Raw genomic sequence first — 25179 nt, 5'->3', positions numbered from 1 at the left:
ATATATGGAGCTGGCGATGGGACTCGAACCCGCGACCGGCTGATTACAAATCAGCTGCTCTACCAACTGAGCTACACCAGCAATTCATTCGAGCATTATACCTGTAATTTCGAACTTTTCCAGCACTAAGTTCGGTCAACTCGCCGAATGGCAATCACACACCTTGAATACTACTCAGCATGCTGCCGATGTAATTGAGGGTTTCGTGCAGAAACACAATTAATTCATCAAGTTTATCCTGCACAAACACCAGAAAATGACTGTGGTTGAAGTTTTGATCTTGGTAAAAACTCAAACCGTTGTTAATGGTATTGGCCCCCATCAGCAGCATGATGAACGCCGCCGCTTTCAACATTAAACCGCGTAATTTCACACTCATTTTGCCGAAGGCGACGCTGATAAACAGCATCATCGGTAAAGTCCCTGCGCCAAATGCCAACATCAAAGCGCCCCCCTCAAGCAAGGTAGCAGCAGTGGTGGCTTTCACAGCCATCGCAAACGTCAACATACAGGGCATCAAACCATTCAAGAGACCCGCGATAACCGAACCTAGTAGCGGCCCTTTTTGATTCGCCGCAGCATAGCCTTTGCGCAACACTTGCATGGGAATCAAGCGTATCGAGCCCTGCCAAGGTATCCAGCCCAATACACCCAGCGCCAGCACAATGACCACCGCGCCCATCAACATTTGCAAGATACTTTGGATCTTGCCGAACAAGCCGCTGGATACCAGCACCACGCCCAAAGAAGCAGCCAATACGCCGATCAGGGTATACACGGAAATGCGAGCGGCTTGATAGGCAATATAAGGTAGATAACTGCGGCTTTTCCCTGCCCGCATGAAGTAACCGGATACTAGCGCCCCACACATCCCCAGGCAGTGCCCACTACCCAAGAATCCGGCAACGAACGCCAGGGAGTAATCGAATCCCGTGGCCGCAGCCATTTCGGTCATGCCGTGCATGGCATGATCCATACCTTCCATATTGTGTTCCATTTATTTGTTCAATCGAAGTGAATTGACGATGACAGACACCGAGCTCAAGGCCATCGCCGCTGACGCGATCATCGGATTGAGCTTGCCCAACGCCGCCACCGGAATCGCTATGGTGTTGTAACCGAACGCCCAGAATAGATTTTGTTTGATAACGCGGATGGTAAATGCGCTAAGTTCGATAGTGGCGGTGACCTTGCCTATATCACCTTGCACCAGCGTCAGATCCGCTGATTCGATGGCAATGTCCGTACCGCTGCCAACTGCAAAGCCAACATTGGCCGCCGCCAGCGCCGGCGCATCATTGATGCCATCGCCTATCATGCCGACGTTGTGCCCTTCATCCTGCAACTGGCGAATGATTTGCAGCTTTTGCTCGGGCTTGGCATTAGCGACCACATCAACTATGCCGACCGTATCCGCGATGCAATAAGCGGTTCTTTCAGTGTCACCAGTGACCATCATGGTTTTAATACCCAAGTCGTGCAGCCGCGCAATTGCGGCTGCGGCTTCCGGGCGCGGATTGTCGGCAATCGCAAATATGGCCGCTTCCTTGCCGTTGATCGCCATATAAACTGGAGTTTGCCCTTGATCAGCAAAATTATCGGCCTGCTCCACTAATCGACTCACGTCAACTTGCTGATTCTCCAGCCAAGCCCGGTTGCCCAGCAATAATTTATAACCGTCCACCTCGGCGCGAATACCGTGACCGGTTTCGCTATAAAAATAGGCGCAATCCTGTAACTCGACACCCGCGTCGCGGGCATAGGCCACCACGGCTTTGCCGAGAAAATGCTCGGAGTTGTTTTCGGCGGATGCCGCCAACATGATTACCTTGTTTTCAGCCAGACGAGATAATTTATAGACCTTGCTTACCCGGGGTTTGCCCTCGGTGATGGTGCCGGTCTTATCGAAAACAATGGCGTTCAGTTTACTGGCTATTTCCAGACTTTCGCCGTTGCGGATATACACACCCTGCTTGGCGGCCTGGCCGGTGCCGACCATGATGGCCGCCGGCGTCGCCAGACCCAACGCGCAAGGACAAGCAATCAACAAAACGGTGATGGCATTGCCGAAAGCAAACGCAAATGGGGCGCCAGCCAGCAGCCACCCTACCAGCGTTGCACCGGAAATCGCCATCACCGCCGGCACAAACACCGCCGAGATTTTATCGACCTGCTTTTGAATCGGCAGCTTGGCCGCCTGGGCTTGATCGACCATATGCACAATGCCGGCCAGCACGGTGTCCATGCCTATCGCCGTGGCCTTGATATGCAATACGCCATTGCCGTTGACACAACCGCCGATCACGGAGTGACCGACACTTTTCACCACCGGCATGCTTTCGCCGGTGATCATTGCCTCATCAACCGTAGAAAGACCGGATACCACCACGCCGTCGGTGGGAATTTTTTCACCCGGCCTGACCAGCATCACATCGTCGATCTTAATTTCGTCTACATCGATGCTGCGCTCGCTGCCGTCATCTGCCAGTAAAGTCGCGGTTTGCGGTTGCAAATCCACCAATTTCCGGATCGCTTCCCCGGCTTTGCCTCTGGCCCGCTCCTCCAGATAACGCCCCAGCAGCACAAAAGTGATGATGGCTGCGGCTGCTTCGAAATACACATGCCCGCGCCGCCTGAACAGGGACGGAATACTGTAGCCGTAAGCGGAACCCACGCCCAGCGCGATCAAGCTATCCATGTTGGCCGCGCGTTGTTTGGCCAGCCGATACGCCTTGCTGAAAAACTGGCTACCGGTGCCGAATACGACTTGCGTGGTCAGCGCAAACTGCAACCAATGCATCCAGGTTCGGCCGCCCATCATCATGGCTATCGTCACCACGGGTGTGGTTAACAGCCCTGCCCATACAAATCGACGCCGGGCCACGTCAATTCGTTGCAACTCCTTTTCGATAAGCTTCTTCCGCTGCGACAGCGTATCGATGGGCATGGCGCTATATCCCAGTTTTTCGATTTTATCGATCACCTCGGCTTTGCTAATCTGGCCCTGCACCGTAACGGTTTCAGTGGCAAAATTGACGCCGGCTTTTTTAACCCGTTCGTCGCGGTTTAACACCATTTCGATCAACAACGCGCAGGACGCGCAACTCATGCCTTGCACGGCCAAATCAACTTCTTGCAACGGCCCGTCGAAGGCTTTTTTCTTGTCTTTTTTTAACTCAGTCTGCTTTAACGCGATATTGCCCAACACCGCGTCCAACATAATCAGCAAATTTTTCGCCGGCAGACGATTAGAATCGAATTCGATGACTACCGAACCAATTTCAAACACCGAGCGCACACTTTTAATTTCCGGGCGCTTTTTCAGCAGGATTTCCAGGATATAGCCACGCTCCGGGTCGTTAAGCAACACCGGCGTAATGATCCGAATCCGATTTTTTAGCTGATGTCGAACGGAAAAATGCGCGTAATTTAGAGTATCGGTTTCCATGGGCGACTGAGGATTTGATGGACTAGCGAGCCCATCCTATGGAAATCATAGGATGGGCGTTGACAATCTCTACTTGGGCCGGCGCGAACGTACTAATAAGAAAAACATATAAAACACCGCCATCCACTCGTAACGATGCACGATGGGTTTGACCAGCCACTCCTGCGTGATGCGGGTCCAGTGGGTTTTGATCAAATACAAGACCAGCACATCGTTCAAAAAATCTATCGTGGCTTTTTCGGGATCTTTAAACAGGGCTTTCGGGCCTTTGGTACTGACTTTGCCGATAATTTTGGCCGCCTGTACCGTTTCCTTGCCGGCTTGATATTTATCACTGAACCAGCCACCAATCCGGGTGCCTTTCAAGCGCTTTTTAATGCCGAGAACAGACTTTTTAGCCTTCTCCGCTAGCGGCTTACTGTCGAAATAACCTTGCTGTTCCAGTTCGGCAAGAATTTGAAACAGCTGTGCCGCCAAACTGGTAAAGCCACAGACAGCCCCATCGTATCGGATTGATAATTTACCCTGCCCGCGATAAAGGTTCACTGATTGGACGCCATTAATTGCGGCAAGCTTGGTGCTGATTAAGTTCGCCGCAGTCGGTTGACAAGCTTGCGCGGGCACCTGAAAACGCACATGACCGTCATGGCGGTAACGTAGTACAAATTCTTTTTGGATAGCCATAGTCAACAGGGAAAAGTAAAACGGGCGGTCCTGCCATGGCAACGACCACCCGTTTCAAGTTACAGCCAAATGTCCAAGAATCGAACGGGATTAATTGCCTTCTTTCGCTTCGGCAACGATGTCTTCGAGGTTTTCTTTTTGATGCAATACAAAATCCTTGCCGGCATCAATCGTTTTTGTGGCGCTGGAAATAATTTCCTTTCTGTATTTGTACACAAAATAGCCCGCCACCATGCCTGCACCGAACACCAACAGAGGGTGTTTCGCTAATTTAGTCATCAATTTTCCTCCAGTGTTTACAGTTGCAGTGGCTAGTGTACCAGCCACCACCTGCTTAGTCATGGATGAATCGTTCGAGCTCTTCTTTGGGTTGTGAACATGTGCCATATGCGTCCTCGTTGCTGGTTAAGACTGGGGCTGGGTTGAATCGTCGGCGTCTTCAGGTAAAACCTGTGCCTCGTGCAACATTTGATAGATTCCCTTGCAGCCCTCGCAACAAAAGCGCTTGTCGCCTTGCAGGGTTTTTAATCTAAACCCTTCCACTTCAACAGCTAGCCCGCAAAGATCGCAGCTTTTCTTATTATCATCCATTGTTACACGAACTCACTTATTACCTGTGCACATGTGCGGATTATAGCGCCTAAATAACCTTGGTAAACACGGCACGAGCAAAACACAATCAAGCGCAGACAAGGCCAGCGCAAGCAGGAAATGATCGATCACTCTGAAGCTGACCAATCAATACATCCGCTGAGGTAGCGACTGCGATCATCGTTTGCCGTGCGCCGCTCGGCTGGATGCCTTCATCAAAGCAATTCTCAGTGCGCCAGTCAAACTCGCGCTCAAACCAAGGCGCATCGCCAAAGCTGGCACCAAAATCATCGAGGCCACCGCCAAACCTGCCCCCAACATCAAGCCGGCTGTATTGATTTGCTGTGCCACGACTTCTTGATTTACAACGATTAATTCTTGAGCCATTTAGATACCTCACGCAGAATAAATTTAAAATCCACCGGAGCTAAACAGCATAAAGAATGCCAAAATATAATCGTTTGATTATATTGACTAAAAGTAAATGCCTTATAAAAAACCAGAAAAAACAAGGGAAATGCCTCGTTATTTTTAAGTTATTTAACATAGTTTTTGCAAAAGGCATTCAAAAAAAATCCCCAGCCTTGTATCTGAATACGATACAAAAAACTGGGGATTTATTGACTCTCTAGCGCCCGCAACGAGCAAACATTAGAGTGCCGGAACTACTCCTGATCCAGACCAAACGCTTTGTGTAACGCACGCACCGCCAGCTCCAGGTACTTCTCGTCAACCACCACGGAAATCTTGATTTCGGATGTCGAGATCATTTGGATATTGATACCCTCGTCGGCCAGCACTTTAAACATCGTGCTGGCAATACCGGCATGCGAGCGCATACCAACGCCGACAATCGACACTTTGACGATACTGTTATCGCCAATCACCGTGGTATTGCCGCCCAGGTCGGCGCGCAAACCTTCCAACACTTTCTGTGCGCGGGCAAAGTCGTTGCGATTCACCGTAAAGGTGAAATCGGTCGTGCCATGTGCGGAAATGTTCTGCACAATCATATCCACTTCAATATTCTCGGCGGCGATCGGTCCCAGGATTTTCGACGCCACGCCCGGCAGATCAGGCACGCCGGTCAAGGTCAGCTTGGCCTCGTCCCGGTTAAACGCGATGCCTGAAATTAACGCTCTTTCCATTTCTGATTCCTCATAGGTAATTAGGGTGCCGTTGCCTTCCATAAACGAAGACAACACGCGCAATTTGACGTTGTATTTGCCGGCGAATTCGACCGAGCGAATTTGCAAGACTTTGGAACCTAGGCTGGCCATTTCCAGCATTTCTTCAAAAGTAATGCGATCCAATCGGCGAGCTTTTGGCACCACGCGCGGGTCGGTCGTATACACGCCGTCCACGTCGGTATAGATATGGCATTCGTCTGCTTTCAAGGCCGCCGCCAAAGCTACGCCAGTGGTATCCGAGCCGCCGCGACCCAAGGTCGTGATGTTGCCGTGCTCGTCCACGCCCTGGAATCCGGCCACCACCACCACTCGACCAGCGTCCAAGTCGGCACGCATATTAGCTTCGTCGATTTCCCGAATCCGCGCCTTGGTATGCGCGCTATCGGTAAGTATCCGCACTTGCGCGCCGGTATAGGATCGCGCCTCGCAACCCAGCTGATGCAAGGCCATCGATAGCAAAGCGATGGTGACTTGCTCGCCGGTGGACAGCAACACGTCCAACTCCCGGTCGGTCGGCTGCGGCTGCAACTCTTTCGCCAAGGCCACGAGGCGATTGGTTTCGCCGCTCATCGCGGACACCACCACCACAATCTGCTCGCCCGCATCGCGGGCTTTTTTTACTTTCTCGGCGACCGCCTTGATACGTTCCACCGTACCAACGGAAGTGCCGCCAAATTTATAGACGTACAATGCCATGTTTTTATTGACCTTCTAGGCTTTTATTACTCCCTCACCGTGCTGGAGAGGGTTGGGGTGAGGAAAATCGAATGCGATCTCTTCATTAAGATCTTGCTTACTTGACAATTTATTGTTTGATGTCGCTAACATAACGGCCAATTTTAACGCGAGATACCTATTTATCCGATGCAAAATTATCCGCCGTCATCGGTTGGTAAAAAGAACGCGTCAAAGCCGAGTGCGTCAAGCCCCATTCGCAACTGCTTGTCGCCCGTCCATAACAAGCCGCCCATTTCAATGGTCAGCGCAACAAACAACAAATCCTTAGCGTCCACATCTTTCACCAATGCCCATGCTTTTTGTAAAGCTTCGGCCGAGATACTATTTTCGTCAAAGAAATCAATATGTCGGATCAATTCATAAAGCAGCTCTAGGACTTCATCTTCGGAGTGTTTGCTGACCGCACAGATTTTTTCCTTGTATTTGAACAGTTCGACAAACCCATATTTTGGCATCAATAAAGGCTGCTCCGAGCGCAACAATAATGTGGCTATTTTGGAGTTTTTATTCACCAATGCCGAAAACACGATATTGGTGTCGACAATCACCGGTTTCATTTAATTTTTGCCAGAAACCTTTCTTGATTCTCCTGCCACCAATTTTCTTTCAGTTCATTATCAAGCAAGCTTGCATCATCATCTGTCATTTGGCTTTTGGAAATCAGCTCTTTAACTCGCAGCATTTCGATCAATCTTGTTAATTCATGGGCCGATAGAAACTCTTTGGAGAAACTTAAATTGACTGTTTTGTCTGTGGTTTGGTAAGTCAACATGGTTAGGGCCTCTGAATTAAATAATGTGTCGCTATCGCGACGGATTATTTTAATGTCGGTTCTCGGACCGACAGCCGAGATACTTTTCTTTGCTTGTCCAAAGAAAAGTATCCAAAAGAAAAGACACCCGGACGCCGCTTGTTCCCTGCGCTCCTCGCTTTCGACGGGGGTTGCCGAAAGGGGCTTCCTGCCCCTTCGTCAACGCGATGCATCCCTGCATCGCCCCTATCGAGCTAATCCCGCCAAAAGCTCCGGTGCTCGGCGCGGCATACGGGACGGAACCGTCTCAAAATCCTAGTATTCGATAAATTTGTTGCTCGTCTGCTGCTCCCTAAGCCAAAGTTTGAGAATGAGCAAAAGCTACACTGCTAACATTATTAATTATGTTTAACGGTATCTTCCGAATTTTGAATATATGATGCAATTTTAGTTTTTGTCTTTGCATCTTTGAAAAATCGATTAAATGAAAAAGATTCATCTTTATTTTGCTCAGTCTCGACAACATCACCTACATATCGAATAGCATCAGGAACAATATCTTTTGCATGATCGAAGTCTAGCCTATCAATTTGACGGCAATCACTTAATTGGCCTACAGCAAAAAGCACATGATATGCACCATCTATTAAATACAAATTACTTTTATCAAATTGTGATTGACTTCTTATGCTGGTCTGTAATGCCTTCTTCTTGGCTTCAATAACATTTAATACTTTTAATGCACAGAAAAGCTCGTCAGCAAGCAGATCATCAGTGAATACCTGATCATACAAATCTGAAAATATTCTTCCCCTGTCTTTTTTGGCGACTTCCGGTAATTCTAGGCTATACGCCAAATGCGCTTGCCCCGAAGACAATGCATCGATTCTCAAATTTCGTGGTTTATCACTATGTTGATTGAGTTTTCTTTCATAAAAAAGCTCCATGCCCTCAAACGCTTCTTCGAGCTTTTTCTGAATATCATCATTTGATCGCAAATCCCTGCTTTTGATAGGTGTTTGGCTATTTGTTGATTCAGCGATTGCTAGACTAACCGGCTGAGACTTTGTTTCTATAATTCTAAGAAGAACAAGAACATCTTCAATTTTTTCTGGGGCCATCTTACTTGCTTCGAATAACGCATTAGAAGTTTGGCCACCATTAACTATCTGAATGTTTTGCAGTTCTACTATTGGCGCTCGTTTACCTTTTGGATAAGAAAATGAATCACAGGTTATTGTTATTCCGTTGTTTAGATACCAAAACAATGGATTATCATCCGATATAGCTGTTTCTATTATTTTTTCGATTAATTTTATTGGTTCTGGTTAAATAAACCCTTACATTATCGTTAAATATTTCTTTGCGGACTGAACCTGGTTCGTCAGGATCAGCAATAACCCTAACAATTTCAGAAGCCTCTACTGTACAAATTAAACCACGAATACTCCCATCAGTCCTATCAAAATAATCTTTATCAACAATTTGAATTTGGTCATTTATTCTTGTTGTTTTTTTATCAATAAAGAGCTCAACAATTGTGTCAAGACTATGATGATTGACATTAAAGTATTCCTGATTACCCATAAGCCTCAGCCAATTTGAGCAAACGCGCAGGCATGGGCGGAGTATTGGCGGCCGCGACGAGAAACCTGGGCATCATGGCTTGCAGATCGAACCGGCGATTAAAGCGATAACAAAACTCGGCTAGATAACGTGGCAAGTGTTTGGGATTGATGGCATGGTACGTACCGTTAATCGAGCGCTTCACATTACCGATCATGGTGTTGACCCACGCGAACTCTTCTTTAGTCACGCTGTCCGGTCCGCCGCCGGTCACAATGCTGTAATGGTGGCAACCCCGATCAAGCACGGCGGAAAAACAGGCCAGACCGTCCGAGTAAACCAGGCTACCCGGCTCAAGATGTTTACCGGCCCAGCGTTTGATTTCGCTGGAACGAAAGCCTTTGACGACGTTCAAGTTCATAGCGATGGGATGATGCGCTTCGTTCAGTGCCACCGCCGCCACAAACGGCGTCTTGTTTTCCGAGCCTCGCCCGCGCTTTCCGCCGCGATGTTCACCACCCCAATAGACGTCATCCAGTTGAATGATGCCGATCAACGGTCTGCGGTCATCCCGTTCTTTCATGGCTTGCATGATCTTGTGCTTGAGACTCCAGGCGGTGTTGTAGCTCACGCCGATTTGACGCATCAAGGCCAAAGCCGACACGGCCGATTTGGCTTGTGTCAGCAAGTGGATTGCCAGAAACCACACCGTCAGCGGCAGTTTGGTGTGTTCAAACAGTGTCCCGCTAGTCAGCGACGTTTGATGATGACAGGTCGTACATTGATAGAGATGACGGAGCTTTACCACGCTATAACGACCGCCACCACAACGTGGACATTGAAAACCCGAGGGCCATCGCGCCTGAAATAGGCCTTCGGCGCATTGGCTCTCGGTACTGTAGCGCTTCAGGAAATCCATCAAACTGAAGCCTTTTTGAAATTGGACCGGGTTCTTTTTCATGGCACGATCTCCAGTCAGGTTAGGGCTTTCATTGGACTTGCAGGAGGCCTCAAAGTTGCTGAGGTTTATGGGTAATCAGGAAAGTATTTGAACTTACAGAGGGCTGCGTCAGCTCTCGCCATTTCTCCGGGTTCCATTATATTGGTATTGCCGCAGAAATGTACTTCTATGCTTGGATTTTTTTTATCAAGGGCAGCCCAAATTTCTTTAACTTTATTCCATAAAATCGGATTGCATGATTGTTCTAATGACTTATTTAAATCCAAGACATCATCAAAAAACGAAACTAATTTATCTATCTCACCGCTAGGAAAATTTTTTTTCGTATTTTCGTAAGTATTTACGTATTTAAATTGAAAAACATGAATAGCGTTCCGACCATCTCTATCATCTATAAATATAGCATCAACACCTCTATCCTTTGAGCCATCCGTAATGGAGTCTTCCGCTTCTTCATCCGATACATTGAGTAGACTCGCAACCATGAGGATCGGAAACGCCTTTTGCTCTGTATCTATACCATTTTCTACATCGATGTAGGCTTTTACTTTATGTTCTAAAGTATTCCAATCTAGCAAGTTTGCCATTGGTATCTCAAAAAAGTCGATCAAACAAAAAATCTGTGGGAGTGAGCCTTCCCGTTTGCCGCGCCGAGCACCGGAGCTATTGGCGGGAATAGCCCGAAGGGGCGATGCAGGGATGCATCGCGTTGACGAAGGGGCAGGAAGCCCCTTTCGTCACCCCCCCGGCAAAAGCGAGGAGCGCAGGGAATAAGCGGCGTCCGGGTATCTTTTCTTTTGGATACTTTTCTTTGGACAAGCACAAATTCGTCTGGAACGAATTTGAACAGCCGATAGGCTGGCCCGCAGGGCGAAAACCAGGGATGGTTTTCGTAGCGAAAGTATCTCGGTTGTCGGTCCGAGAACCGACGTTAAAATAATCCGTCGCCATAGCGACACAACCAAACCAATAGCCTATTTACCACTCAATTTCTTGATAATCGTTTTGGCCAAATAATCGTTAATTTCATTATGCCTCGGCACAGCCTGAGATTGCCGCGTTTCTTCGTTGGTATACCAATCGTGGTTGCCACCGTTCCTAGATAATCGACAACCCATTTCTTCAAGAATTTTTAGCAAATCCCGTCTTTTCATCAGGCGACCTGCAAAGTCTCCACTTTACGAATAAAAGGAATCTCCTGCGTTTCAAAGTCCTTAAACAAATCCAACAAGTTTTCCTGCAATTCTTGCTTGGATTCGCCTTGCGTCAAATAATCGGGATATTCATTCAGAAAACCCAAGTAGAAATCGCCGTCTTTCCAGCAAGTATATTCAACCGTTTTCATTGTCATCTCCCAACAAAAGCTTTACGGTAGACGATAACCACCACCGTAACGATTAACTCAGCCGATCCCTCACCCAATCCGGCACTGCCGCCAACGCCGCAGGCAATCCCGCAGGATCGTTGCCGCCTGCCTGCGCCATATCCGGCCGGCCACCGCCTTTGCCGCCGACTTGGGTAGCGACGAAATTGACCAGTTCGCCGGCTTTGACCTTGTCCATAGCATCTTTGGATACGCTGGCGATCAGACTGACTTTATCGCCGCTAACCGCCGCCAAAACCAATGCGGCGCTGCCGAGCTTGTTTTTCAGTTGATCGGCCAAATCGCGCAAGGCTTTCGGATCGACATCGTCGAGTTTTACGGCCAGCACTTTCACGCCGTTGACATCGACCGCTTGGCTGGTCATTTCATCGCCAGCCGAGCTAGCTAGTTTGGCTTTGAGTTTTTCCAGCTCTTTTTCCAGGCCGCGAGTTTTTTCCATCAGCTGATGGACTTTGTCGGCGGCTTTGTCCGGTGCGGCTTTCAGCAAACCGGCGATGCTGAGCAGGGCTTTTTCGCGCTGGTCGATCCAATCCAAGGCGCCTTGACCGGTCACAGCTTCCAGACGTCTGACGCCGGCCGCGACGCCGGTTTCGCCGATGATTTTGAACAAGCCGATGTCGCCGGTACGTTGCACGTGCGTGCCGCCGCAAAGCTCGGTGGAAAACTCGCCCATCGTCAATACCCGCACTTCGTCGCCGTATTTCTCGCCGAACAAGGCCATCGCGCCGGCTTTCACCGCATCGTCCTTGGCCATGATTTCGGCGGCGACCGCGTTGTTTAAACGAATCTGTTCGTTGACCAAGCGTTCGACGGTGGCAATTTCCGCTGGCGTCATCGGTTCGAAATGCGAAAAGTCGAAACGCAAGCGCTCGGAATTGACCTGCGAACCTTTTTGCTGAACATGCTCGCCCAAGGTCGCTCGCAGCGCGGCGTGCAATAAGTGAGTCGCCGAGTGATTGCGTTCGGTCGCTTTGCGGATTTCGGCGTCGACGCTGACTTCACAGGCTTGGCCTTCGCTGAGCGTGCCGCGCAACACTTTACCTTTGTGCAAGAACAATTTACCGCCCTGCTTCTGGGTATCATGAACCTCGAACAGCGCATCGCCGCATTCGATTCGGCCGGTATCGCCCACTTGGCCGCCGGACTCGGCATAGAACGGGGTTTGATCCAAAATCACCACACCTTCGTCGCCGGCTTCCAAAGCTTCGACCGGCTGGCCTTGCTTGAATAAGCCCAGAATCTGCACCGAGCCGTCCAGATGAAAATAACCGGTAAACTCGGTGCTGCTGTCGTGTTTGATGTCTTGATCGTAATCAGCGGCGAAACTACCGCCAGCCCGCGCTCGATCACGCTGCGCCGCCATTTCCACTTCGAAACCGGCGTGATCGACGCTGAGCTTATGTTCGCGGGCAAAGTCGGCGGTCAAATCCACCGGGAAGCCGTAGGTGTCGTACAACAAGAACACCACATCGCCGGGGATGACATGGCCGTCCATTTTGGCGACGCAGGCTTCCAAAATTTTCATGCCCTGTTCGAGGGTTTCCGCAAAACGTTCTTCTTCTTTTTTCAGTATCCGCTCGACTTGTGCCTGGGCATTCGCTAGTTCTGGATAAGCATCCCCCATTTCCGCCACTAGCGGCGCGACCAGTTTGTAGAAGAAGGTATCCTGAATACCCAAGCGGTAACCGTGACGAATCGCCCGACGGATAATTCGGCGCAACACGTAACCGCGACCTTCATTCGACGGCAACACACCGTCAGCGACCATGAAAGCGCAGGAGCGGATGTGATCGGCGATGACCCGCAAGGAGCTATTCGCCAAGTCGGTGGTGCCTGCCAGTTGCGCGGCGACTTTTAACAGGTTTTGGAACAGATCGATTTCGTAGTTGCTGTGCACGCCTTGCATTACCGCCGAAATCCGCTCCAGGCCCATGCCGGTATCGACCGATGGCGCCGGCAGCGGCGTCAGGTTGCCGTCCTTGTCCCGGTCGTATTGCATGAACACCAAGTTCCAGATTTCGATGTAGCGATCACCGTCTTCGTCCGGACTGCCGGGAGGGCCGCCGGCCACGTGTTCGCCGTGATCGTAGAAAATTTCGGTGCAAGGACCACACGGACCGACATCGCCCATCGACCAGAAATTGTCCTTGGCGCCGATGCGCGAGAAGCGTTTCGGATCGTGTTTGACGTCTTCCAGCCAGATTGCTTCGGCTTCGGAATCCTCATCAAACACCGTTACCCAAAGTTTTTCCTTGGGAATGCCCAACTCCTTAGTCAAAAAATCCCAAGCAAAATGAATGGCATCGCGCTTGAAATAATCGCCGAAACTGAAATTACCGAGCATCTCGAAAAAGGTGTGATGGCGCGCGGTATAACCGACGTTTTCCAAATCGTTATGCTTGCCGCCGGCCCGCACGCAGCGTTGACTGGTGGCAGCGCGGGTGAAGTCAAGCTTTTCCCGCCCCAGAAATACATCCTTGAACTGCACCATCCCAGCATTGGTAAACAACAGGGTGGGATCGTTGCCCGGCACCAGCGAACTGGAGGGACGCACGGCATGGCCGTGTTGGCGAAAGAATTCCAAAAAGGCGGCCCGCAATTCGGCGCTGGTCATTTTTTTCATTGTGGTTACTTCGGTTGATTTGATTCTTCAGAAAGTAAATTTACGTTGCATATGCTGATGATAAGAGCTCATCTATAGGACTTTCAATCGTTTAACAAATTCGCCAGCGTTTCATGCAATGCTGGCAAAGATGATTCGATGGTATTCCAAACCGTTAAATCGTTAACCGACGCATATCCGTGAATCAATAGATTGCGAAAAGCCACAATTTGCGGCAAATCCGGAATGCGTTCGGCCCAAGCAGGTTCTATTTTGCATAACTGGTTTAAAGCTTCGCCAATAATCTCAAATTGGCGCTCCACAGCAGAGCGTAATAAACGGTCTGATCTGTAATCCGTAACAGTTTTATCGGCAACAAATTCCAGAATCGCTTCAGCAGCGAAATGAGCGTCCCACAGAAAGACTCGAGGATCACGCTGCATAAACCAATTCGCGACTTTGTTCTATGCTGGCTAGCAAATAAGGGTTTTGCAATGCCGCAGCCTCCGCTAAATCCACATGCCGCCCAATTAGGTTCTCCAGTTCTTGCCGTAGGGCAAAAAATACCTGCAACGAAGACGCCTGACCGTCCTCGGCAAATTCGACTAAAAAGTCCGCATCGCTGTGTTCCAAATCGAAGTCGGTAGCCCGTGCGGCCGAGCCAAAGATCTCCAGACGCTTAACCCGATAGCGCCTGCATAGGTCGGCGATTGCAGATTTATTTTGCTGAATCAGAGGATGCATGAATAGCTGTTAGCTTCGATTTGCTTGAACTTTATCAACTATTTCTCCGAATACACTTCGCTATTCGGAGCTACGAGCTGGAAATGCAATTTCATAAATATTCTGTGTCACAAGGCAAGCGCACACGGCTGCTGCAATTATCCCAGCGCAAACAATTGGCGAAAATTTGAATATTTGCTGTGATTCCATAGCCGCTAAGTAAATATTCATTGAAAACATGCCTACTAGAGATCCTATAAAAAATCTCTTATAAATGGGTAGATTTGCTGTTGTCTGCTTCTTGAGATACAACCAATACAAAAATCCCGCGACACACGCTGGAATTCCTCCAGCATATAATCCAAATAACTCAGGAATGACGATAGTTTGGAATAAATACGTAAAAATATCACCAACAAACGAAGAATTAAATTTCGTAAGTGAATTCATCAAAAAGCCAAAAACCCAATAGCCAATAAAAGGCCCAAGTAAACTGAAGATTAAAAAAATTCTAATCATACTTAATGCCCTAAGTAACGGATGTCACATCAATAACCAGCTCTATTCAATTTAATTTTCAACTCCACAAACAAGCGCTTAATCATCTCGCCGCTAAAACCCCGTTGTTGCAGGAAGCGACTGCGCTTCAACCATTCGTTTTGAGTCAGCGATTTGTCGTCGTCGTATTTACGCGAATACACATCCAGCAGCACATTTTGCCAGCCGCCCTGCTCCTCGGCTTGCGCATCCAGATCGGCGTCGTTGATACCGCGTTGTTGCAGTTCATAGCGAATTCGCATCGGACCATAGCCATTCTGGATACGTTGTCGGACATAGGCTTCGGCATAGCGTGCATCGTTTTGCCAGTTCTGCTCGGCCATCCCATCGATAACCGGTTCAACTTCGTCGCGGTCAAAACCGCGCAAGGCCAGTTTATCCAGCAGTTCCCGGCGGCTATGTTCGCGCCGGGCCAACAACCTCAGGCAAATGGCTTCGATCTGTTGGCGGCGCTCAATCGCCGTCGACAAACTCGGCGTCGTCGTCTTCACTGACTGCCGCCGGCGCGCTCGCTAATTTGGCAAAGGCTTTTTCGCGGATGGCCTTTTCCAGTTCTGCCGCTTTGTCCGGGTTATCGCGCAAAAACTGCTTGGCGTTATCCTTGCCCTGGCCAATTTTCTCGTTGTTGTAGGCATACCAGGAACCGGACTTTTGGACGAAGCCAAATTCCACACCTAAATCCACCAGTTCGCCGAAGAAGGACACGCCTTCGCCATACAGAATTTCGAAATCGGCTTGCTTGAACGGCGGCGCCACTTTGTTTTTGACCACTTTGACGCGGGTCTCGTTACCGATCACCTCGTCGCCTTTCTTGATCGCGCCGATGCGGCGAATATCCAGACGCACCGAGGCATAAAACTTCAGCGCATTACCGCCGGTAGTGGTTTCCGGGTTGCCAAACATCACCCCAATTTTCATCCGCAACTGGTTGATGAAAATCACCAAGGTGTTCGAGCGTTTGATATTGGCGGTCAGTTTGCGCAAGGCTTGCGACATCAAGCGCGCTTGCAAACCCATGTGCGAGTCGCCCATATCGCCTTCGATTTCGGCCTTGGGTGTTAAAGCGGCCACCGAGTCGACCACCACGATGTCGACCGCGCCGGAGCGCACCAGCATATCGGTAATCTCCAGGGCTTGTTCGCCGGTATCCGGCTGCGAAACCAACAAATCGTCGATATTGACGCCGATCTTTTGCGCATAGATCGGATCCAGCGCGTGTTCGGCATCGACGAATGCCGCCGTGCCGCCCAACTTTTGCATCTGGGCGATGGTTTGCAGCGTCAAGGTGGTTTTACCGGACGACTCCGGTCCGTAAATTTCGATAATCCGGCCGCGCGGCAAACCGCCGACACCCAGCGCAATATCCAAGGACAGCGAGCCGGTCGATACGACTTCGATGTCGCGGCTGGCGGCGACATCGCCCATCCGCATCACGGAGCCCTTGCCGAATTGTTTTTCGATCTGCATCAACGCGGCGCCCAGCGCCTTTTTCTTGTTTTCGTCCATTTTGGTACCTGCTGTTGTCTGGCCGGTGAAAGCCGCGCATTATCCCATAGACCCTGGCTGTGAAACAGTTTTAATCGTTCTGCAAAGCCTAGAAAAAACCGGCAGCAAGTTGCGGGTTGAAAGGAAAATACAAGTGCAGGTAAGAGGCTTGCAGCGAGCCACTACGAAAAAATCCTTCGCCGTGGCCAAAGCTACGTTGCGCCGTGGAGATAGCACACGGCTCCAGCGTGGTTTCCAGCTTGGAAAAATGAAAGCTGTGACCGCGAATCTCGCCCTGCGCCAGTTGCAGGCTATGCATGCCCAAATTGACCAAACGGGTTTGCATGACTGCGCTGCCAGGTAACAAGCCCACCATCGCCGCTCGCTGGCCTTCTTTGTCCGCCAGACTATCCAGCAAATACAAGAAGCCGCCGCATTCGGCATAGATGGCTTTGCCGGCTTGATGATGCGCGGTTAAAGCCTGCTTCATCGCCAAGTTGTCGGCTAAAGCTTGCAGATGCAGTTCCGGGTAGCCGCCCGGCAAGTAAACGCTATCGGCCTCTGGCAAGGCACTATCAGCCAGTGGCGAGAAAAATACCAGTTCGGCCCCCATCGCTTGCAGACAATTCAGGTTGGCTTGATAGATAAATGAAAACGCCGCATCTCGCGCCACCGCGATGCGTTTACCCTGCAACAAGCGTGGCGGCGGATCGGTGGAAACGGCGGCAAAGGCGACTGGCTCGGGTAACACACAGGGCGTAAAGCTATTCAATAATTCCGCGGCCCGCGCCAACCGGGTATCCAGATCACCGATTTCGTAGGCCTGCAGCAACCCCAAATGCCGGGAAGGTAAGCCGACTGCCTCGTCTCGACTCATCGCCGCCAACAAGGGCATGCCGGCTGGCAAGGCTTCTCGCAGCATCCTGGCGTGACCCGCGCTACCGACTTTATTGGCGATCACGCCCGCGAACGCCAAATCCGGCCGATAGTTCGCCAAACCGAATGCGACCGCGGCAAAGGTTTGCGCCATGCCCTGGGCGTCGATCACCGCAGCCACCGGCACCGCCAAAGCTTGGGCCAGATCAGCACTACTGCTGTCGCCATCGAATAAACCCATCACGCCTTCAATCAAGATCAGATCGGCTTCGCCGGCGGCGCGGTACAGCAATTCGCGACAATGCGCCTCGCCCATCATCCATAAATCCAGTTGATAAACCGGCTGGCCGCTGGCGTAAGCCAAAATCTGCGGATCGATGAAATCCGGGCCGGTCTTGAATACCCGAACCCGACGGCCTTGCTGTCTATGATAGTAAGCCAGCGCGGCGGTGACGGTGGTTTTGCCTTGCCCGGAAGCCGGGGCGCTGATTAACATGGCCGGACAACTGCGCGGGTTGGTCGTCATGGATGAAACGGGAGAAACAGTCAAAACATCAGTCCTTTCGGTAAAACCACATTTGATAAACACTCATTAATATTTGGACGCCCATCGATAAGCCCATCAACGCACCGCTAAGCACTACCACATAGGCAAATTCGGAAATATGCTTGGTGACAAACCAGGACACCACGTCCAATAGCATTGCAAAAAACGGAATCACCAGCGCCACCCGCTTGACGTAGATATTCATATCGCAGAGCAGAAAAATTTTGCCAATGAAAAACAGGATGAAGGCAATGCCGAATAAATGAATATGCGACACCCTGACCAGCGCCGGCGTCGACGCCCCGCCTTTATGCGCCACTTCCGCGACACCTTCGTAATGCGTCAGATTGGGCAGGCTCGGGTTGGCGGCCGGGTTATGACAGTGGATGCAATCGCGGTTCAAAATCGGCGCGATCTGTTGCTCGTAAGCCGGTTGCTCCGCGCCATCCTGAATCCATTTCAAGATCACTTCCTTATCGCTTTTGTATTTCAGATTCGGCTCCATGATGCCGTTGACTGCCGCGCCAAGCCTAGATTGAGTGGTCGAACCGTGGTACATGATGACAATGTCGTCTATCGACAGACCGCGCTTACCATCGCGGCCCTGATGGGTGTAATACAAATTCACGAGGGCCATCAAATAGCCGAGACCTATGGTCAACAGGAACACGGTGTTTAATATTTTCTCACTGGTGGAAATATCTCGAAAACGGCGATATTGCTTCGGCATAGGCAATTAAGAAAAAGGCAAAGTGGGCACGATCCATGGCGCTAGACTGGTGCTGCGGAAGCTTCTGACAAGCCAAATCGGCTCCCCAGCGGCTCAATGGCATCAAACTGCTTTTAGAATAATCGATATGTAAATATTGATCTATGCCAAGTTCGCGGAAAAATCCTACCGGCGATTTTTATTTTTATCGGATAATCGACCATGGTTAAGCGCCAAGAGTGCTTCAAGCTCTCAGAACAGCACGTTCTGGTTTTGAATGAATTTTTCCAACGTCCACCTTTTGCTAATACCGCAAAAACAACGATGAAACCATCCCCAGCGCTTTAAGTCATTGGGGGATCCAACACAGCAGGAGAACATATGCGTACTTTATTACTTTCCTTACTTGCCGCTACCACCTTTTACAGCAGCTTATCAACCGCTCAAGCCCAAGATTCCGCTAGCGTGGCAATCCCGGATAAAGTCAGGGCCAATATTTTGAAACGACACCCGCAAGCGCAGGACCTGAAAGCGACTCAGGAAACCCACTTTGGTCAACAGCTACTGGAAGTCAGCTTTAAGGATACGGAAGACGAATTGAAGCATGAGTTATTTAGAACCGACGGCGCGTTGTTTGCGAACGAAATCCTGCTGGACAACGGTCTAGAAATATCACCTGACGTGACCAAAGTGCTGGCCGATAACTTCCCCGGCTATAAGCTGCATAAGGCGGAATTGGTGATTAATCCGAACGGCGTGGGCGAAGAATACGAATTGTTTATTGAGGTGGGTGGCAGCAAATGGAAGGTGGCGGTCAACGACAAGGGCAAAATCACGGATAAAGATGCTTATTAATGACTGTCTCCCCAGGCACTTAATGCTAAGAATCTCAGAATTTCCTGCCTGTTAATCGGACACTTAAATGTCCCTGCTCCGTCATTCCCGCGTAAGCGGGAATCCATCTTGAAAACTCGGCCTTAGCATAAGCGTGAGTGACTTTATTGAGGGCCGGTTTAATAAATCCGGCCATACTTGAGTGGTTTTCTTATTGCTTGAGAATGTCCTGAATTTTGCCCAATAGCTTTGCCCGTATAGACACTAAGGGAGCGAGGACGGGTAAAGCGCGTCGCTAGCCGTTTACTCTGACGCCTGGATTCGAACCCCAAGTTTCAGGAAATTCCCTATTTTCCGCCCCACCTCGCTAGTCTTACAATATTGGTATGACTCAAAATAATTCTTCCGTCAGCAAACTGTTTCCCGGGTTTTCAGACGCCGATAGCTTACAGATAAGCCAAGCGCTGAAGCTGGTCGAGCAACTTTCGGCAAACTGCAAGGACACTCTCCGCCCCAAAGGCGTCGATGTCGCCTCGATTTTAATGAGTGTGCATATCGATCTGGAAACTATTCTGGCGGCGCTGCTCAGCGATTCACGTGTTGCCGGGAAACTCATCGACTCGACAATACGCGAGCAATTCGGACCGGTAGTCGCCGACTTGGTTAAAGACGTGAGCTGGTTGAATAATGTCAGCATTTACAGTACCGACATGGCAAACCAGCCCAATCAAGCCGAGATATTGCGACGCATGCTGCTGGCAATGACCCATGACGTGCGGGCGGTGCTGATTAAATTGGCTTTCCGTATCCAACGGCTGCGCGGACTACAGCACGAGCAAGACAATATCCGCCGCTTTATTGCCAGGGAAACCCTGGATATTTATGCGCCACTCGCCAATCGCCTGGGTATTAATCAATTCAAATGGGAATTGGAAGACCTGGCGTTTCGTTATGCCGATCCTGAGCATTACCGCTTTGTCACCGACTCATTGGCTGTCAATCGGGAACAACGCCAAGCCTTTATTGAGCGGTTTTTAGCGGCACTTCAAGACCGCCTAAACCAGGAAGGCATACAGGCCAAGGTCTACGGTAGGCCCAAGCATATCTATAGCATCTGGAACAAGATGCGCCGCAAGCAACTGGCGATAAACGAACTGTACGACTTATTGGCAGTGCGCGTGGTGGTGGACAGTTTGTCGGCCTGCTACATGGTGCTAGGCTTGGCGCACAGCCATTGGCAGCATATTCCGCGGGAATTCGACGATTACATCGCCAACCCTAAGGAAAACGGCTATCAGTCCCTGCATACCGTAGTTTTGGATGAAGACGGCAACCGTATCGAAATTCAAATCCGTACCAAAGCCATGCACGACTTTGCAGAGCTGGGTGTGGCAGCGCACTGGCGTTATAAAGAGGGCAGCAAGTTCAACGCCGCCACCGAGAAGAACATCGCCTCGCTCCGACAACTGCTGGAAGACAAAGATAACACTGACGGCTTGCTGGAAAACTTTCATACCGAGCTGTTCTCCGACCGGGTATTCGTGCTGACCCCTGCCGGCAAATTGATCGACCTGGTCAAGGGCGCTACGCCACTGGATTTTGCTTATGCGATCCATACCGAGGTGGGTCACAGTTGCCGCGGCGCCAAAGTTAATGGCCAGATCAAGCCCTTAACTTACAAGCTGTGCTCTGGGGAGCAAGTGGAAATCATCACGGTCAAGAATGGTCAGCCCAATCACAACTGGCTAAATCCCAACCTCGGTTACCTAAAAACCCCGCGAGCCATCAGCAAGGTAAAAAGCTGGTTCAAACAACAACAGCAAGCCGAAAATATTGCGGCCGGCAAATTGCTGCTGGATAAGGAAAGCAAGCGACTAGGCTTGAAAACCGTCGATATCAACGAATTGTTAAGGCATTTTAAATTCGCGGATACAGAACATTTTTATGAAGCGCTAGGCCACGGCGACATCAACAACCGGCAATTGGCCGGCGCGTTGAAAATTCCGGAATTGGAACCAACACCGATCAAATTGGTGCCCAGCAAATCCTCTACGCAATCAGCGATTACTATCGATGACATTGATAATGTAGTGACCACGCTGGCCCATTGCTGCTCGCCGGTAAAGGGTGACGAAATTATCGGCTTTATCTCGCATAAACGCGGTATCACTATTCATCGCCGCGACTGCGAGAATATTCGGCATCTGTCGCCCGAGCAGCAATTGCAATTGTTGAAAGCCGATTGGAGTGGTCAACAAACTGTACATCACAGCGTACCAATTTTGATTCATGCCTTTAACGCGCAAAATTTGCTGAACGACGTTTCTCAGGTATTAGCCGCCGGGAAAGTGCATATCAGCAACGCCTCGTTGAAGACCCACGACGATTTGTCCGCGATTCTGAATATGACAATTCAAATCGAAAATACCGAGCAACTTAGTTTGGTGCTGGCACGTATCGGCCATTTGCCAAATATTATTGAAGTGAGAAGGAAAGTCTGATGCGCCCTGTATCAGCACTAATTCAACTATCCGGGAGACTTTTTTAGCGGCTCGGCAGAGGATTCATGCTAACATAGGCGTTTTAAATTTAGAGCTTTGACTATGGCAAAAGAAGATCAGATTGAAATGGATGGCAAGGTTATCGATACCCTGCCCAACACTATGTTTCGCGTCGAATTGGAAAATGGTCACATCGTTACAGCCCACATCTCCGGCAAAATGCGCAAACACTACATCCGCATCCTGACTGGCGATAAAGTCCGCGTAGAAATGACACCTTACGACTTGACCAAAGGCCGCATTACTTTCCGCAATCGCTAACCCTCCCCCGGGAAAGCGATTGCTTCCCTCGCTTTATACGACTTGATTCAATTCCGAAACGATTAGTTGTTTGCTCTCGATGGCAAAAGCCAACGCATCGTTCTCGACATGCACTCGCACGTGACCGCCATTCGCTAAACGACCGAACAATAAATCTTCTGCCAGCGGTTTTTTGATCTTTTCCTGAATCAATCGCGCCATTGGCCGCGCACCCATTTTTGGATCGCAACCGTGTTCGGCCAGCCACGCTCTCGCCGCAGGCTCTAAAGTCAATGTGACATTTTTGTCCGCCAATATGGCTTCCAGCTCGAAAATAAACTTATCGACCACACTGCCCACCACCGCCAAATCCAGCGGTTTGAATTGCACAATTGCGTCCAGACGATTTCTAAATTCCGGCGAAAACCCTCGCTCGATCACTTTCATACTATCGGAAGCATGATTTTGCTGGGTAAAGCCGATAGATGCCCGGCTGCTTTCTTCCGCGCCGGCATTGGTCGTCATGATCAAAATGATATTTCTAAAATCCGCTTTGCGACCGTTGTTGTCGGTCAATGTGCCGTGATCCATCACCTGTAGTAACAGGTTGAACACATCCGGGTGCGCTTTTTCCAGCTCATCCAGCAACAACACGGCATGGGGATGTTTGGTCACCGCTTCGGTCAGCAATCCGCCCTGATCGAACCCGACATACCCCGGAGGCGCGCCGATCAAGCGTGATACAGTATGCCGCTCCATGTACTCAGACATATCGAAGCGAATCAACTCTATGCCCAATACTTTGGCTAGCTGCCGAGTCACTTCGGTTTTACCGACACCAGTAGGACCGGCAAACAGGAACGAACCGATCGTTTTAGTGGTATCGCGCAAACCCGCTCGCGATAGCTTAATTGCCGACGCCAGCTCTGAAATGGCTTCGTCTTGGCCAAACACCAGCATCTTCAGGTTTTTTTCCAAGCTCGACAATTTATCAATGTCGTTTGACGATACCGATTGTGCCGGAACCCTGGCAATTTTGGCGACGATTTCTTCTATCTCGGCAGTATCGATCAGATCCTTGCGATCAATACCGGCAAACAACCGCTGCCTGGCCCCGGCTTCGTCGATCACATCAATGGCTTTGTCGGGCAAATGTCTGTCTGTGATATAACGCGCTGATAATTCCACCGCCAGTCGCAATGCTTCTTGGGTGTATTTCAGGCCATGATGCTCTTCAAAGCGCGACTTCAAGCCCTTCAAGATTAATACAGTATCTTCTATTGATGGCTCTATCACATCGATTTTCTGGAAGCGCCGCGCCAGAGCGTGGTCTTTTTCGAAAATACCCCGATATTCTTGATAAGTAGTGGACCCAATACAACGCAATTGTCCGGATGCCAACACCGGTTTGATCAAGTTAGAGGCATCCATCACCCCACCGGAAGCGGAACCCGCACCAATAATGGTATGAATTTCGTCAATAAATAAAATCGAGTCCGGTTCTTTTTTTAGTTGGCTAATTAAAGCCTTGAGTCGTTTTTCAAAGTCACCGCGATACTTGGTACCGGCCACCAGTGCGCCCATATCTAGCGAATAAATCACACTATTCAACAAAATATCCGGCACTTGTTCTTCAACAATTCGTTTCGCCAAACCTTCGGCTATAGCGGTTTTACCGACACCAGCCTCCCCTACCAATAGCGGATTATTTTTGCGGCGGCGGCAAAGCACCTGAATGGTTCTTTCCACTTCCAGCTCGCGGCCGATTAAAGGATCGATGTTGCCTTTCAGGGCTTCTTCGTTCAAGTTGGTTGCGTATTTTTCCAATGGGCTGGACAAAGCTTCATTGCTGCCGCGCTCGGATTCCGGCTCTTCGTTATTTTCTTTTCTGAACTGCTCGATTTTGGAAACCCCGTGCGCCAGATAATTGACCACATCCAAACGGGTAATGTCTTGTTTGTTCAACAGATAAACCGCGTGCGAATCCTGCTCACTGAACAAGGCGACAAATAAGTTCGCGCCGGTGACTTCTTTTTTGTCGGAAGCCTGGACATGAAATACGGCGCGCTGTAAAACGCGCTGGAAACCCAAAGTGGGTTGCGTTTCGCGCTGTATGCCTTCCGGAATCAAGGAAATGGTTTCATCTATAAACCGGGTTAGTTCGGCCCGCAGTGCATTAACATTGCAGCCGCAAGCGATCAAAATCGGTATCGTCGTGACATTGTCCAACAAGGCTAGCAATAAATGCTCGACCGTGATGAATTCGTGTCTTTTGGCATGAGCTCCGGTAAAAGCAGCATTCAATGTCACTTCAAGTTCTTTACTTAGCATGGTTAGCCCTCACGCCTCTTCCATCGTGCACATCAGCGGGTGATGGTGCTCACGGGAATATTCATTAACAATATGTACTTTGGTTTCAGCTACGTCTTTGGTATAGGTACCGCAAACCCCGACACCCTGTGTATGCACTTGCAACATCACCTGCGTTGCTTTCTCTTGGCTCATGTTAAAAAAATCAGTCAATATCTCGACGACAAAATCCATCGGCGTAAAGTCGTCATTAAGCAACATAACCTTATACAGTGGCGGTCTTTTCAGCTGCGGTTTGGCTTCTTGCAGCGCGGTGTTACCGTCACCATCTTTCAAGGGTTCAAAATCTGACATAATCTTTGGTGCTGTGAATCATTGTGGTCTTAAAAATAGCGTCTTAAACATTAAATTTCAATCTTTA

28 protein-coding genes and 1 tRNA gene are annotated in these 25179 nt (G+C 49.8%); 3 read left to right on the top strand and 26 right to left on the bottom strand.

The window, feature by feature from the left end; genetic code table 11:
* Positions 1-5: 5 nt before the first annotated feature.
* From JWZ98_RS06890 to JWZ98_RS06775, 24 genes are all read right to left on the bottom strand, one after another.
* A tRNA-Thr gene (locus JWZ98_RS06890) sits at positions 6-81 on the bottom strand.
* Positions 82-154: 73 nt separating this feature from the next.
* Positions 155-997 (bottom strand): sulfite exporter TauE/SafE family protein, encoded by an 843-nt coding sequence (locus tag JWZ98_RS06885; RefSeq protein ID WP_026601371.1) that lies wholly within the window; start codon positions 995-997, stop codon positions 155-157.
* Complete coding sequence (locus JWZ98_RS06880; protein WP_205453746.1) at positions 998-3448, bottom strand: heavy metal translocating P-type ATPase; 2451 nt, start codon at positions 3446-3448, stop codon at positions 998-1000.
* A 69-nt stretch (positions 3449-3517) separates the two neighbouring features.
* Positions 3518-4132, bottom strand: a complete 615-nt coding sequence (locus tag JWZ98_RS06875) for a hypothetical protein (protein WP_101051521.1) — start codon at positions 4130-4132, stop codon at positions 3518-3520.
* Positions 4133-4222: 90 nt separating this feature from the next.
* Entirely contained in the window at positions 4223-4474 is a 252-nt protein-coding gene (locus JWZ98_RS06870) for a hypothetical protein (RefSeq protein ID WP_225587427.1), read from the bottom strand.
* 63 nt (positions 4475-4537) lie between these two features.
* Positions 4538-4723, bottom strand: a complete 186-nt coding sequence (locus tag JWZ98_RS06865; RefSeq protein ID WP_033157280.1) for a heavy metal translocating P-type ATPase metal-binding domain-containing protein — start codon at positions 4721-4723, stop codon at positions 4538-4540.
* A 177-nt stretch (positions 4724-4900) separates the two neighbouring features.
* Entirely contained in the window at positions 4901-5110 is a 210-nt protein-coding gene (locus JWZ98_RS06860) for a hypothetical protein (protein ID WP_064009365.1), read from the bottom strand.
* 278 nt (positions 5111-5388) lie between these two features.
* Positions 5389-6609, bottom strand: a complete 1221-nt coding sequence (locus tag JWZ98_RS06855; RefSeq protein WP_205453745.1) for an aspartate kinase — start codon at positions 6607-6609, stop codon at positions 5389-5391.
* 176 nt (positions 6610-6785) lie between these two features.
* Positions 6786-7208 carry a PIN domain-containing protein gene (locus tag JWZ98_RS06850; RefSeq protein ID WP_205453744.1) on the bottom strand — a complete coding sequence of 141 codons (423 nt, stop codon included), beginning with the start codon at positions 7206-7208 and terminating at the stop codon, positions 6786-6788.
* A complete protein-coding gene (locus JWZ98_RS06845; protein WP_205453743.1) occupies positions 7205-7423 on the bottom strand; it encodes a hypothetical protein in 219 nt (72 codons plus the stop codon). The genes JWZ98_RS06850 and JWZ98_RS06845 overlap by 4 nt, the downstream gene beginning before the upstream one ends.
* A gap of 377 nt (positions 7424-7800) precedes the next feature.
* A complete protein-coding gene (locus JWZ98_RS06840; RefSeq protein ID WP_205453742.1) occupies positions 7801-8670 on the bottom strand; it encodes an AIPR family protein in 870 nt (289 codons plus the stop codon).
* Positions 8671-8677: 7 nt separating this feature from the next.
* The gene (locus JWZ98_RS06835) at positions 8678-8989 is read right to left on the bottom strand and encodes a hypothetical protein (protein ID WP_205453741.1); all 312 of its coding nucleotides are present in this window, start codon (positions 8987-8989) and stop codon (positions 8678-8680) included.
* The gene (locus JWZ98_RS06830; RefSeq protein ID WP_205453740.1) at positions 8982-9929 is read right to left on the bottom strand and encodes an IS1595 family transposase; all 948 of its coding nucleotides are present in this window, start codon (positions 9927-9929) and stop codon (positions 8982-8984) included. The genes JWZ98_RS06835 and JWZ98_RS06830 overlap by 8 nt, the downstream gene beginning before the upstream one ends.
* 65 nt (positions 9930-9994) lie before the next feature.
* Positions 9995-10516 carry a hypothetical protein gene (locus JWZ98_RS06825; protein ID WP_205453739.1) on the bottom strand — a complete coding sequence of 174 codons (522 nt, stop codon included), beginning with the start codon at positions 10514-10516 and terminating at the stop codon, positions 9995-9997.
* A gap of 387 nt (positions 10517-10903) precedes the next feature.
* On the bottom strand, positions 10904-11083 hold the full coding sequence (locus JWZ98_RS06820; RefSeq protein WP_205453738.1) for a type II toxin-antitoxin system HicA family toxin: 180 nt from the start codon (positions 11081-11083) through the stop codon (positions 10904-10906).
* On the bottom strand, positions 11083-11274 hold the full coding sequence (locus JWZ98_RS06815) for a type II toxin-antitoxin system HicB family antitoxin (protein WP_205453737.1): 192 nt from the start codon (positions 11272-11274) through the stop codon (positions 11083-11085). Before JWZ98_RS06815 ends, JWZ98_RS06820 begins: the two co-directional genes overlap by 1 nt.
* A gap of 52 nt (positions 11275-11326) precedes the next feature.
* Positions 11327-13936, bottom strand: coding sequence for an alanine--tRNA ligase (alaS, locus tag JWZ98_RS06810; protein ID WP_205453736.1), 2610 nt, complete (start codon positions 13934-13936; stop codon positions 11327-11329).
* Positions 13937-14019: 83 nt separating this feature from the next.
* Positions 14020-14358 carry a HepT-like ribonuclease domain-containing protein gene (locus tag JWZ98_RS06805; protein ID WP_205453735.1) on the bottom strand — a complete coding sequence of 113 codons (339 nt, stop codon included), beginning with the start codon at positions 14356-14358 and terminating at the stop codon, positions 14020-14022.
* The gene (locus JWZ98_RS06800; protein ID WP_205453734.1) at positions 14348-14659 is read right to left on the bottom strand and encodes a nucleotidyltransferase domain-containing protein; all 312 of its coding nucleotides are present in this window, start codon (positions 14657-14659) and stop codon (positions 14348-14350) included. The genes JWZ98_RS06805 and JWZ98_RS06800 overlap by 11 nt, the downstream gene beginning before the upstream one ends.
* Positions 14660-14719: 60 nt before the next feature.
* A complete protein-coding gene (locus JWZ98_RS06795) occupies positions 14720-15157 on the bottom strand; it encodes a hypothetical protein (RefSeq protein ID WP_205453733.1) in 438 nt (145 codons plus the stop codon).
* 29 nt (positions 15158-15186) lie between these two features.
* A complete protein-coding gene (locus JWZ98_RS06790; protein ID WP_205453732.1) occupies positions 15187-15687 on the bottom strand; it encodes a regulatory protein RecX in 501 nt (166 codons plus the stop codon).
* Complete coding sequence (recA, locus tag JWZ98_RS06785) at positions 15650-16702, bottom strand: recombinase RecA (protein ID WP_033157268.1); 1053 nt, start codon at positions 16700-16702, stop codon at positions 15650-15652. Before recA ends, JWZ98_RS06790 begins: the two co-directional genes overlap by 38 nt.
* An 88-nt stretch (positions 16703-16790) precedes the next feature.
* A complete protein-coding gene (locus JWZ98_RS06780; RefSeq protein ID WP_240348245.1) occupies positions 16791-18083 on the bottom strand; it encodes a cobyrinate a,c-diamide synthase in 1293 nt (430 codons plus the stop codon).
* 28 nt (positions 18084-18111) lie between these two features.
* Positions 18112-18834, bottom strand: a complete 723-nt coding sequence (locus JWZ98_RS06775) for a hypothetical protein (protein ID WP_205453731.1) — start codon at positions 18832-18834, stop codon at positions 18112-18114.
* 360 nt (positions 18835-19194) lie between these two features.
* Here JWZ98_RS06775 and JWZ98_RS06770 point away from each other — a divergent pair, with 360 nt between their 5' ends.
* From JWZ98_RS06770 to infA, 3 genes are all read left to right on the top strand, one after another.
* Positions 19195-19668 carry a hypothetical protein gene (locus tag JWZ98_RS06770; protein WP_033157264.1) on the top strand — a complete coding sequence of 158 codons (474 nt, stop codon included), beginning with the start codon at positions 19195-19197 and terminating at the stop codon, positions 19666-19668.
* 365 nt (positions 19669-20033) lie between these two features.
* A complete protein-coding gene (locus tag JWZ98_RS06765) occupies positions 20034-22148 on the top strand; it encodes a bifunctional (p)ppGpp synthetase/guanosine-3',5'-bis(diphosphate) 3'-pyrophosphohydrolase (protein ID WP_205453730.1) in 2115 nt (704 codons plus the stop codon).
* 102 nt (positions 22149-22250) lie between these two features.
* A complete protein-coding gene (infA, locus tag JWZ98_RS06760; RefSeq protein ID WP_013819653.1) occupies positions 22251-22469 on the top strand; it encodes a translation initiation factor IF-1 in 219 nt (72 codons plus the stop codon).
* 33 nt (positions 22470-22502) lie between these two features.
* Here infA and clpA read toward each other — a convergent pair whose 3' ends face one another.
* Together clpA and clpS are read right to left on the bottom strand one after the other, a co-directional pair.
* Positions 22503-24779 carry an ATP-dependent Clp protease ATP-binding subunit ClpA gene (gene clpA, locus JWZ98_RS06755; RefSeq protein WP_033157262.1) on the bottom strand — a complete coding sequence of 759 codons (2277 nt, stop codon included), beginning with the start codon at positions 24777-24779 and terminating at the stop codon, positions 22503-22505.
* A 9-nt stretch (positions 24780-24788) separates the two neighbouring features.
* Complete coding sequence (clpS, locus tag JWZ98_RS06750; RefSeq protein ID WP_020482550.1) at positions 24789-25112, bottom strand: ATP-dependent Clp protease adapter ClpS; 324 nt, start codon at positions 25110-25112, stop codon at positions 24789-24791.
* Positions 25113-25179: the final 67 nt, after the last annotated feature.

Source organism: Methylomonas sp. EFPC1 (assembly GCF_016925515.1).
GTDB lineage: Bacteria > Pseudomonadota > Gammaproteobacteria > Methylococcales > Methylomonadaceae > Methylomonas > Methylomonas defluvii.
The sequence above is the reverse complement of the archived record's forward strand: the minus strand, read 5'-3'. Positions and strand labels throughout refer to the sequence as shown.

Bases quoted from the DNA above. Each gene is read 5' to 3' on its own strand.
- JWZ98_RS06865 (WP_033157280.1), bottom strand. From the start codon at position 4,723: ATGGATGATAATAAGAAAAGCTGCGATCTTTGCGGGCTAGCTGTTGAA.
- JWZ98_RS06830 (WP_205453740.1), bottom strand. From the start codon at position 9,929: ATGAAAAAGAACCCGGTCCAATTTCAAAAAGGCTTCAGTTTGATGGAT.
- JWZ98_RS06770 (WP_033157264.1), top strand. From the start codon at position 19,195: ATGCGTACTTTATTACTTTCCTTACTTGCCGCTACCACCTTTTACAGC.
- JWZ98_RS06870 (WP_225587427.1), bottom strand. From the start codon at position 4,474: ATGACTAAGCAGGTGGTGGCTGGTACACTAGCCACTGCAACTGTAAAC.
- JWZ98_RS06885 (WP_026601371.1), bottom strand. From the start codon at position 997: ATGGAACACAATATGGAAGGTATGGATCATGCCATGCACGGCATGACC.
- JWZ98_RS06780 (WP_240348245.1), bottom strand. From the start codon at position 18,083: ATGACGACCAACCCGCGCAGTTGTCCGGCCATGTTAATCAGCGCCCCG.
- clpA (WP_033157262.1), bottom strand. From the start codon at position 24,779: ATGCTAAGTAAAGAACTTGAAGTGACATTGAATGCTGCTTTTACCGGA.
- clpS (WP_020482550.1), bottom strand. From the start codon at position 25,112: ATGTCAGATTTTGAACCCTTGAAAGATGGTGACGGTAACACCGCGCTG.
- JWZ98_RS06795 (WP_205453733.1), bottom strand. From the start codon at position 15,157: ATGATTAGAATTTTTTTAATCTTCAGTTTACTTGGGCCTTTTATTGGC.
- JWZ98_RS06815 (WP_205453737.1), bottom strand. From the start codon at position 11,274: ATGAAAACGGTTGAATATACTTGCTGGAAAGACGGCGATTTCTACTTG.
- JWZ98_RS06855 (WP_205453745.1), bottom strand. From the start codon at position 6,609: ATGGCATTGTACGTCTATAAATTTGGCGGCACTTCCGTTGGTACGGTG.
- alaS (WP_205453736.1), bottom strand. From the start codon at position 13,936: ATGAAAAAAATGACCAGCGCCGAATTGCGGGCCGCCTTTTTGGAATTC.
- JWZ98_RS06875 (WP_101051521.1), bottom strand. From the start codon at position 4,132: ATGGCTATCCAAAAAGAATTTGTACTACGTTACCGCCATGACGGTCAT.
- JWZ98_RS06860 (WP_064009365.1), bottom strand. From the start codon at position 5,110: ATGGCTCAAGAATTAATCGTTGTAAATCAAGAAGTCGTGGCACAGCAA.
- JWZ98_RS06765 (WP_205453730.1), top strand. From the start codon at position 20,034: ATGACTCAAAATAATTCTTCCGTCAGCAAACTGTTTCCCGGGTTTTCA.
- JWZ98_RS06850 (WP_205453744.1), bottom strand. From the start codon at position 7,208: ATGAAACCGGTGATTGTCGACACCAATATCGTGTTTTCGGCATTGGTG.
- JWZ98_RS06820 (WP_205453738.1), bottom strand. From the start codon at position 11,083: ATGAAAAGACGGGATTTGCTAAAAATTCTTGAAGAAATGGGTTGTCGA.
- JWZ98_RS06825 (WP_205453739.1), bottom strand. From the start codon at position 10,516: ATGGCAAACTTGCTAGATTGGAATACTTTAGAACATAAAGTAAAAGCC.
- JWZ98_RS06835 (WP_205453741.1), bottom strand. From the start codon at position 8,989: ATGGGTAATCAGGAATACTTTAATGTCAATCATCATAGTCTTGACACA.
- JWZ98_RS06880 (WP_205453746.1), bottom strand. From the start codon at position 3,448: ATGGAAACCGATACTCTAAATTACGCGCATTTTTCCGTTCGACATCAG.
- JWZ98_RS06805 (WP_205453735.1), bottom strand. From the start codon at position 14,358: ATGCAGCGTGATCCTCGAGTCTTTCTGTGGGACGCTCATTTCGCTGCT.
- infA (WP_013819653.1), top strand. From the start codon at position 22,251: ATGGCAAAAGAAGATCAGATTGAAATGGATGGCAAGGTTATCGATACC.
- JWZ98_RS06775 (WP_205453731.1), bottom strand. From the start codon at position 18,834: ATGCCGAAGCAATATCGCCGTTTTCGAGATATTTCCACCAGTGAGAAA.
- recA (WP_033157268.1), bottom strand. From the start codon at position 16,702: ATGGACGAAAACAAGAAAAAGGCGCTGGGCGCCGCGTTGATGCAGATC.
- JWZ98_RS06800 (WP_205453734.1), bottom strand. From the start codon at position 14,659: ATGCATCCTCTGATTCAGCAAAATAAATCTGCAATCGCCGACCTATGC.
- JWZ98_RS06845 (WP_205453743.1), bottom strand. From the start codon at position 7,423: ATGTTGACTTACCAAACCACAGACAAAACAGTCAATTTAAGTTTCTCC.